At 46.2% G+C, this 8,228-nt stretch carries 4 protein-coding genes; all 4 read left to right on the top strand.

Annotation, left to right across the window (positions count from 1 at the left end; translation table 11 throughout):
• The first annotated feature begins 98 nt into the window (after positions 1 to 98).
• The 4 genes from CAFE_RS04620 to CAFE_RS04605 all read left to right on the top strand — a co-directional run bounded on the left by CAFE_RS04620 (position 99) and on the right by CAFE_RS04605 (position 7,990).
• Positions 99 to 371, top strand: coding sequence for an ATP-binding protein (locus CAFE_RS04620; protein WP_330593855.1), 273 nt, complete (start codon positions 99 to 101; stop codon positions 369 to 371).
• Between the two features lie 115 nt (positions 372 to 486).
• Positions 487 to 1,419, top strand: a complete 933-nt coding sequence (locus tag CAFE_RS04615) for a VanZ family protein (protein ID WP_156989948.1) — start codon at positions 487 to 489, stop codon at positions 1,417 to 1,419.
• A gap of 497 nt (positions 1,420 to 1,916) precedes the next feature.
• Positions 1,917 to 2,141: a hypothetical protein gene (locus CAFE_RS04610; RefSeq protein ID WP_066643785.1), complete on the top strand. Its 225-nt coding sequence runs from the start codon at positions 1,917 to 1,919 to the stop codon at positions 2,139 to 2,141.
• A gap of 1,076 nt (positions 2,142 to 3,217) precedes the next feature.
• Entirely contained in the window at positions 3,218 to 7,990 is a 4,773-nt protein-coding gene (locus CAFE_RS04605; protein ID WP_156989947.1) for an alpha-amylase family glycosyl hydrolase, read from the top strand.
• Positions 7,991 to 8,228: the final 238 nt, after the last annotated feature.

The following is an 8,228-nucleotide window of genomic DNA, read 5'->3' as shown; positions in this document are numbered from 1 at the left end:
GGCGAAATGAATATAACCACCTTCGCCCACACAGTTCTCTGGATAATTTGACGCCGGCAGAATACGCCATGAAAATCTCAGGTGATTACTAACTTTCTATCTGGACGGCTTTTGGGGGCAGGTCAAAATATATAATTGCGAAAATTAAAAATCATGGTGAAACAATACCGAATGATAAATTAGAACGTATATTTGATAAATTTTATCGTGCAGATGAATTCGGAGATTCTGATCTAGGCGGTACAGGACTTGGGTTAGCAATCGCAAAGGAGATTATGAGAATGCACAATGGAACAATCACCGCAGAAAGTTTTGAAGAAAATACCGTGTTTACGATTACCTTGCCTATCGGTAATAATATGCAGGAATGATAAGAAAAAAATAAGATTTTCTCAAGAAATAAAAAATCAACGGTTTGCTTTTATTTGGTACAATCATACTGAATAAAGCGAACCGTTTTTATACGTCAACTTACAGGAGAGAGTTATGGATAATAAGATTGGTAAAAAAGAAAGAATATTGAGTTGTTGCATATATGCATTCTTTATACTTTATATCGTTTTTTTGCTTCGCATTACACTTTTTAAGCAAGCACCCATGTATAACTTGTTCGCTGCCATTGGCGCAAGCGAGCGGACAATAAGCATCATTCCTTTCAAGTCAATTTTTGATATGATTAGTACTGACGTTTCATTAATGCGAATCTTGGAAAATGTTTTTGGGAATATTATTATTTTCATTCCTTTTGGCTTACTACTGCCAATGATCTTGAAAAAGGAAAATAAGAATACTATTTTGAACGGTGTTATTTTTAGTGCCTTTATCGAAATAATACAGTTTATTTTGGGATTGGGAAGCACTGATATTGATGATTTAATATTTAACACAATAGGAGTTATCACCGGATATCTGTTATTCACAACAATAAAGAAACAATCGAAATCAAATTTATCATTTCTTGTTTCCGTGACAACGTTGGTATTGATATCGGGGAGTATTGCCTTTGGCATTATGTTTGTGAACAATACGGATTTGTTTTTAATATCTCCAACGAAAATTACTGTAGAAAACAGAGAACTTGTTGAAGATTTTATCGAAACGCATAATTATCTTAGCGGAAAGTTTGTTGAAGTAAAGGATTCCATACTGACGGTTGAAAAAAGGGTACACAATGCTTCGGAAAAGAAGGAACTCCTGGACGTTAAAATAACGCCCGACAGTCGAATATATATTTGCTATGTTAAAATAGACTACTTTTTCAGTACAGTTTCCGGTGAACATCAACGTTATGAACAAATATTGTATTCTGATTTTATTTCAAATGAAAGCAAAGTAATCAAAAAAGGCAACAATGTTAGTATTTGGAGTTCAGATGGGAAAAAAATTGACAGCTTAGTTGTATTTCTGAATGTTTTGTAGTATTTCGTTACGCTTTTGGAAAGAATGTAGGGCATTTTCGACCGGATGGTATCCGAGCAGGCTGACGTATGGGTCTTTCCATATGGAACGAAGTGCCGTAGCGCTTCAATTTGGGAGAGCATTTCGAACAATCCTCGCTTCTTTTTCTGAAGCCGTCCATACTCTATTCACAGAAAGTATTCAGAATTTTCAAAAGACTTTCATTGCCCTGTCATAATTTCCCCGTATTCTATAATTGTTCCAAGTGAAAAGAAGTACGCTGCATTAGGCCGGTGGCAAGGACGGAATACCGGACCGCAGGCCCGCAGACTAATTACAAGCGCCTCACGTTGAGGTCTTTATATATACTTTTTCATAACACTTCCTCCCCTCTAAAATGCCGCCTTGTCAGGGCGGCATTTTTATCGAAAAATGTCCTACGATTTATTAACTGAATCATTGCATTTATCGCTCACGGTGATATACTGGAAGAAATAGAAAAAGGGAGGCGTTCGCCAATGCCGCGTGGAAAAAAGAAAACAGCTCTTGAAACTTTCAATGAACAAATTGAAAAGATTGATGCTCAAATATCAACTCATCAGGATAAGCTGAATGAACTCAAGGCTCAGAAAAAAGACCTGTTGGAGCAGAGAAAGAAATCTGAGGTTGAAATGCTCTATCAAAAGATTCAGGAAAGCGGAAAGTCTATTGACGAAGTTTTTGAGATGTTCAAGCAGGAATAACAGTGGCCGTCCCGTTTGGGACGGCCACTGTTATTGTAGTGCGAAAACTCCCGGCTATGCCGGGAGTTCAAAAAAGCTTTAGCGGTGAGTAAAAATGCAAGCTAAACTTTACCCACAATCCTTCCGTTTCAGTGTCAAAGCAAAAATAGGCAGCTTCCATGAAACGAGAAGGGCTTTGGCAGGGAGGGGGCGCAGCCCCCTCCCGTATCGGTCCCCTTCCGCACCAAATGTGCTTTCGATTTTCGTTTTGTCTTGTTTGCGGGAGGGGGTGAGAAGCTTCGTTGCAAGCGTAAGAAAACTCCGAGCGCCTTGAGGCGCTGCCAGTAAAACAGGGCTTTGCCCGCATAGGAAGACCCCCCGGCTGTGCCGGGGGGTGACTATTTAGAAAGAGACCCTTGCTTAGATGTTTCTATCCTGCTTTATTTCCATTTGCAACGATTTACACTAATTTGTAATAAAATGTAACCGTAACCAAAGCTGAAAAAACGCAGGAAAACCTCTTTTTAATATGATTGGTAGAACGCTTCACCATATAGGCCCAACCAGTCCGAACAATTTGGGAACTGGCGAAAAGTGATGATGCTTGAGTCCTTCAGCTTTATGCTACAAACAACGACTAATATGGCCCGGATATCGAGAATAGAGATTTCTATACCTTTGTTAAAATTTTTCTCGAATAATGCGAGAATTTTCGAAAATACTCCGAGCAATATTTAAAGACAGCCCCAGACCTATCAGGCGCGACTGCTTATTTACTGAAAATTTTTAATAGTTATAAAAATTATTATTGACATTTGCAATTATAGATGTTATATTTTTTTAAAAGCAAAAACAAGGTGCTCGAAAAAAATTTCTAAATTTTCGAATATTTTTAAACTTTTTAGGGCGGCGATTTTCTTAAAAAAGTCCCGCAGAATGAGAGCCTTCCTAACTGCGCCGCTCCCGGTGTCGGCCGACTTTGCAGCGAGGTTTTTTTACTGCGTGACTGGAGATTTCAGAGGGGATCCGGTGAAACTGTTCCTCCGGAATTCGGCGAACAGTGTGAAAATCATAATCGAAAGGAAAGCGGGGAGAAAATGTTAAACGTAAAGAAATGTACAATGCAGATGCTGAGCCTGTGCCTGGCACTGGCGGTCTTAATGTCCAACGCCTTGATTCTGAGGACGCCGGCGGCGGCCGCCGAGCCGCCGGCGCAGACGCTTATCGTCGACAGCGGGTCGCCAAGCGCCATGGATGTTTACACCAACGGTGTGTATGAGGCCGCGGTGGAACTTGAGGCCGGAGAGCATAATTACCAGATTCTCGGGACCCAAAAATCGGTGACGGTTCCGGAGGGGGAGACAGTTTACATCCGTTACAGTCAAAAGGGTCTGCAGGATTCCGTCAATAATCCGGATGCGTTTCCAAAATCAGCCACCTGGGTCGGCGGCATTGACGCCATCGGAGCCCTGGGAAACGGACAGGTTTTGAAAAATTGGAAGCGGGATGACCCGAATGCGCATCTGGTCTACATAGGCGGCGGCATTTTCACACGGACCTTCAAACTTCAGGAGCCATTAAAGCAGGATACGCCGCTCGAGTATAAGGTCGCTTTTAACGACAGCTGGGACTGGGCCGTCGGGGCTGACGGAAGCTCCGCATCCGGTGCCGGAAATGTTAAAATCACGGTGCCGAAAGGAACGGAAGAGATCAGCATCTTCGCGGATTATACGGACCATTCCGACGGAAAAGGCATTTTGACGGATTCCATAGCGACTCCTGGATTTTTCGTCAAGAGCGACGGCGACAATATCCATGAACAACCGTTTTCCGCAAAAGTTCAGCTAATCGGTACGGTACGCGGCAGCAAAGACGATAATTGGAATGAAAAGTTGGAAAAAGGCTGGGAGTTCAAACCGATCGGCCCGCAATTATATGCATATACCCAGTATTTTGACTCGGGCGATTACGAATACAAGGTGGTATTTGAAAGTCGGTATTGGATTGAAAGTACCCCGTTCGCTTCAAACAAGAAGTTTTCCGTTGATAAAAAAACAGCGGTCACTTTTCTGCTGGACACTTCCAATGCGACGGCGGAAAAGGACGCGGCAAATCTTGACGTCCTCGACACGATTAATAATGCGGACGACGTCGCAAAAATTTTAAGCGGCTCGGAGCCGTCGCCGGAACCTGTGCCGAACGGAGCGGTTCTGAATAAAAACGGAACGGTGTCCTTCCATATGCCGCTGTCCGGGGACACCGTGCCGGCGAAGGCGGACGTGAAATATTACAAGGACTCCGCCGTGGAATACGCCAAGACCGCTGCACTTAGCTATAATGAAAAAGACAGGAGCTTTTCGTCTTCCGAACTGTGGTTTGGCGACGGTGCGGCACAGATAAACTACGTTTTTCAGATAGACGGAAAGGATGTGCTTCCGGATGAATCCGATAAAACAGACGACGGCAAATATGCCGTTTTTGATAAGCCGGAATTTAACGGCCGCAGCGTCTATATCCCGGGCGAGTGGTATGCCGATCCCTCTACAACGAAAAACTGGGCGCCGACACAGGATAGGATGACGTATCAGGGCGATGGACTATACATTTATCATATGGAGGGTCTCAGCGCAAAGCAGTATCCGTACAAGATATGCATGGATGACCTCTGGAGCGAAAATTACGGAACGAACGGTGAACCGGGCGGAAGCAACATAGTTCTGAACGTACCTCAGGGGACGGCGGCAGTCGATCTGTATTACAGTGATTTCAGCCACCAGTCCGCGAACTCGCTTACTTATTCACGCAAGACGATCGAGTTAAGCGGCGGCGGTGATAAGACTCAAATGAAAGACCTTGGTCTGAACGGAGTCTTTACCGCGTCGCTGAAGCTGCCGAAAGGCACGCACGGGCCCTATACGATTTCCGCAGACGAAGCAAATCAAATCGGTTCTTTTGAACTGAGCAGCCCGAAGGAAGTCACTTTTTACTATGACGGCAATACCGGGCTTTCCTATTGCGATTCGTCCGACGCGGACATTGACGGTACGAAAGTCTACTATAATACGCAGGACGAAAAGTGCAAAAGCGTATACGGCGCGGTAAAGACGGATCAGAGCGTAACCTTCAGCATTCAAACGGGTACGGATAGTACCGGCGTGGATCTGATGATAAACGGGCCTGGCTCTGAAAAAAACGTGATTTCAATGTCTCTTGCAGTTTCCGGCGACAGCGCCGTAAAATGTTGGACGGTTAGCAAGAGCTGGAGCAGTACCGGCCAGTATACCTATTACTTCGTTTTACATTATGGAACAAATATCCGACTGTACAATGATGACGACGGGTTTTACGGCAAAGGGCAGGTATCCAATTTTGGCGAGGGGAAACCTTATGATCTCGTGATTTATGATAAGAATTTCAAAACGCCGGACTGGATGAAGGGCGCGGTAATTTATCAGATATTCCCGGACCGCTTCAATAACGCGGATCAGTCCAACGACCACGCGCAAACGCATGCGCGCGGGAGCGCGAACTATGAGTTTGTTGAAGACATGCAGGGCTGCGACTGGTATAGTTATCCGGAAAATCCGGACCGTGAAAAAGACCCAAATTATCCCGCTCAGGCGATTCAGGGCAACGGGACCTTCGGCGATGAAATTTACGGGGGCGATCTGGAAGGGATTATTCAGCGCATCGGCTATCTAAAGGCGCTCGGCGTCAATGCCATTTACATCAATCCGATTCAGAACTCGATTTCCAGCCATCGGTACGATACCTCCGACTACAGTAAAATCGATCCGATCCTCGGTACGGAAGGCGATTTTTCCAGACTTGTTCAATCCGCAGAACAAAACGGGATAAAAATCATTCTGGACGGCGTTTACAATCATGTTGCCGACGACTCGGTGTATTTCGACCGCTATTACCGCAATTTTGGAAAGAGCGATAAGATTGGGGCATATCCCTACTGGGCGTATGTTTATGATCAGATGAATGAAAAGCATTTAAGTCAGGAGCAGGCGGAAACCGCGGCGAAAGCATACTTTGGCAAATTGGGAGTAAGGGATTACACTTATACTCAATGGTTCAACATCCAAAACGATTATTTTTCATGGAGCGTAGACCCGAACGGCAACGTACTGGTCAGCGATAAGATGGGAGAACGCCAGAACAAGGGTGTTTACAAATATGACTGCTGGGCCGGCTACGACAGCATGCCTGAAATTAAATCTACGAATAATTCCGAATACCAGACTCCCGGCTGGGCGGGCAAAATCATTGAAGGGCCGGACAGCGTGGCGAACTACTGGATTTCCAAGGGAAGCAACGGCTGGCGCCTCGACGTCGCCGACGGTGTGTCCGACGAAACCTGGCAGCATCTGCGCACCTCCGTCAAAGCCCTGAATTCCGATAATGTCATTATCGGCGAGCTGTGGGGTGATTCCACGAAATATTTGCTAGGCGATATGTATGATTCCGCCATGAATTATGTGTACCGCAATGCGATACTGAACTATGCCCGCGGAACCGAGACCTCTGCGGCTGCCATGAAAAGGCTTGAAAAGATGCGCGAGAGATATCCGCGCGAAGCGTTCCAGTCCATGATGAACCTGGTCGGTTCCCACGATACGCCGAGGCTGGTATCAGCGCTTGACGGAATCGCGGAAGACAGGCAGGACGGTTCCGATATCAAAAAAGCATTCCCGACTGTCGAAAGCACCTCATATGAGGCAAAACAGCTTCAGTACATGGTATCGTTGCTGCAAATGACTTATCCGGGAGCGCCGACGATTTATTACGGTGATGAACTGCAGATGGCCGGTGCAGACGACCCCGATTGCCGCCGCGCCATGGCGTGGGGCGAAGGCGACAAGGCTGTTGTGGAATGGTATGCTAAGTTAGCGGCGATCCGTCATCTGTACGGCGCCCTGCAGCGAGGAAAGATCGAACCTTTAAACGCAGATGACGACGACGTTATTTCCTATGCCCGCATGGACGGAGGCGATCAGCTGATTATTGCGGCCAACCGGACGGAGACGGACAAAGAGATCACCTTAAATGTGTCCGCGGTGAAAGACGGAGAATACACGGACCTGTTGACAGGCAATCCGTATACGGTCAGCAACGGAGACGTGAGAATCACCGTTCCCGCATACAGAGGCGTTATTCTGGCAGACCATTATAAAAGTCCTCTTTTTGACTCCGCTGCGTTACGGCCCGCGTATGACCCTGCTTACAAGGTAAACTACAGCACATCCCCGACAGATAATAACAACGGCGGAAGCAGTCACAATTCATCCGGCACAACGTCAACACCTCAAAAAAGTATTAATACTCCAACCTCCAGCCTCAGCGGCGAAAATATTCCGCTGGCTGCCGGCAGCATTCGGGTCTTTACTGTCACTTGTGACGAAAAACCGATCGTCGGCCCGGGCAACGGCGCAATCGCCGCCGTCAATCTGGTCAAAGACTGGGATCCGGTCACAAGGCAAACCGTGTTGCAGGTTTGCGGCGTAGCCGGCTCACAGGGCGGTGCGACCGGTATCTACGCAACTGTAAATGGTAGGGTAACTTTACTGTTCACAGTTGAACTCGGTCCGTGTCCGATCAAGAGCGATACCACTTCAAATGTGACAAAAAAAGCCGGCGATATTTATTGGGCTAAAGTGAGCGTACCGCATAATGCGCGAATGATCTACTGCGCAGGCAACAGCTCCGTTGTTTCCACCCGACTCAAAAAGCTTGCCGGCGGCGGGAACGATACCGATACCTATCTGCTTGGATTCAAAGCGGTAACGAATGGCGCCACCAGTTTGTATGTCACCTTGGACGGCGTACTGTTCAAACTCTATATGGTCATTATTCACGAGTAAACGGTTCCATAGGGAGCCCGGAATAAGCCGGCGTCCCGCTAAACTCCCGAGAGGTTTTCCCATCAAACAATACACGTGTTATTGCGCCTTGATATGGCTGAAAGGCCGTTCAGTCCAGCTAATTACATGTCAAGCCTTTTCGGGAGAAAATTTCTCAGTTTGGCATCTAAAAAAGGGTATAGAAAACAAGGCTTCATCATGAAGCCTTAAAAACATAGTGGAGTGGCTACGCTACAGA

Source organism: Caproicibacter fermentans, from assembly GCF_009746625.1.
Lineage (GTDB): Bacteria > Bacillota > Clostridia > Oscillospirales > Acutalibacteraceae > Caproicibacter > Caproicibacter fermentans.
Note: the sequence above shows the minus strand (reverse complement) of the source record. Positions and strands in the feature narration are given on the sequence as shown.

What these genes read in the sequence shown, in the direction of transcription:
- CAFE_RS04615 (WP_156989948.1), top strand. Translation starts at nt 487, where the DNA reads ATGGATAATAAGATTGGTAAAAAAGAAAGAATATTGAGTTGTTGCATA.
- CAFE_RS04610 (WP_066643785.1), top strand. Translation starts at nt 1,917, where the DNA reads ATGCCGCGTGGAAAAAAGAAAACAGCTCTTGAAACTTTCAATGAACAA.
- CAFE_RS04605 (WP_156989947.1), top strand. Translation starts at nt 3,218, where the DNA reads ATGTTAAACGTAAAGAAATGTACAATGCAGATGCTGAGCCTGTGCCTG.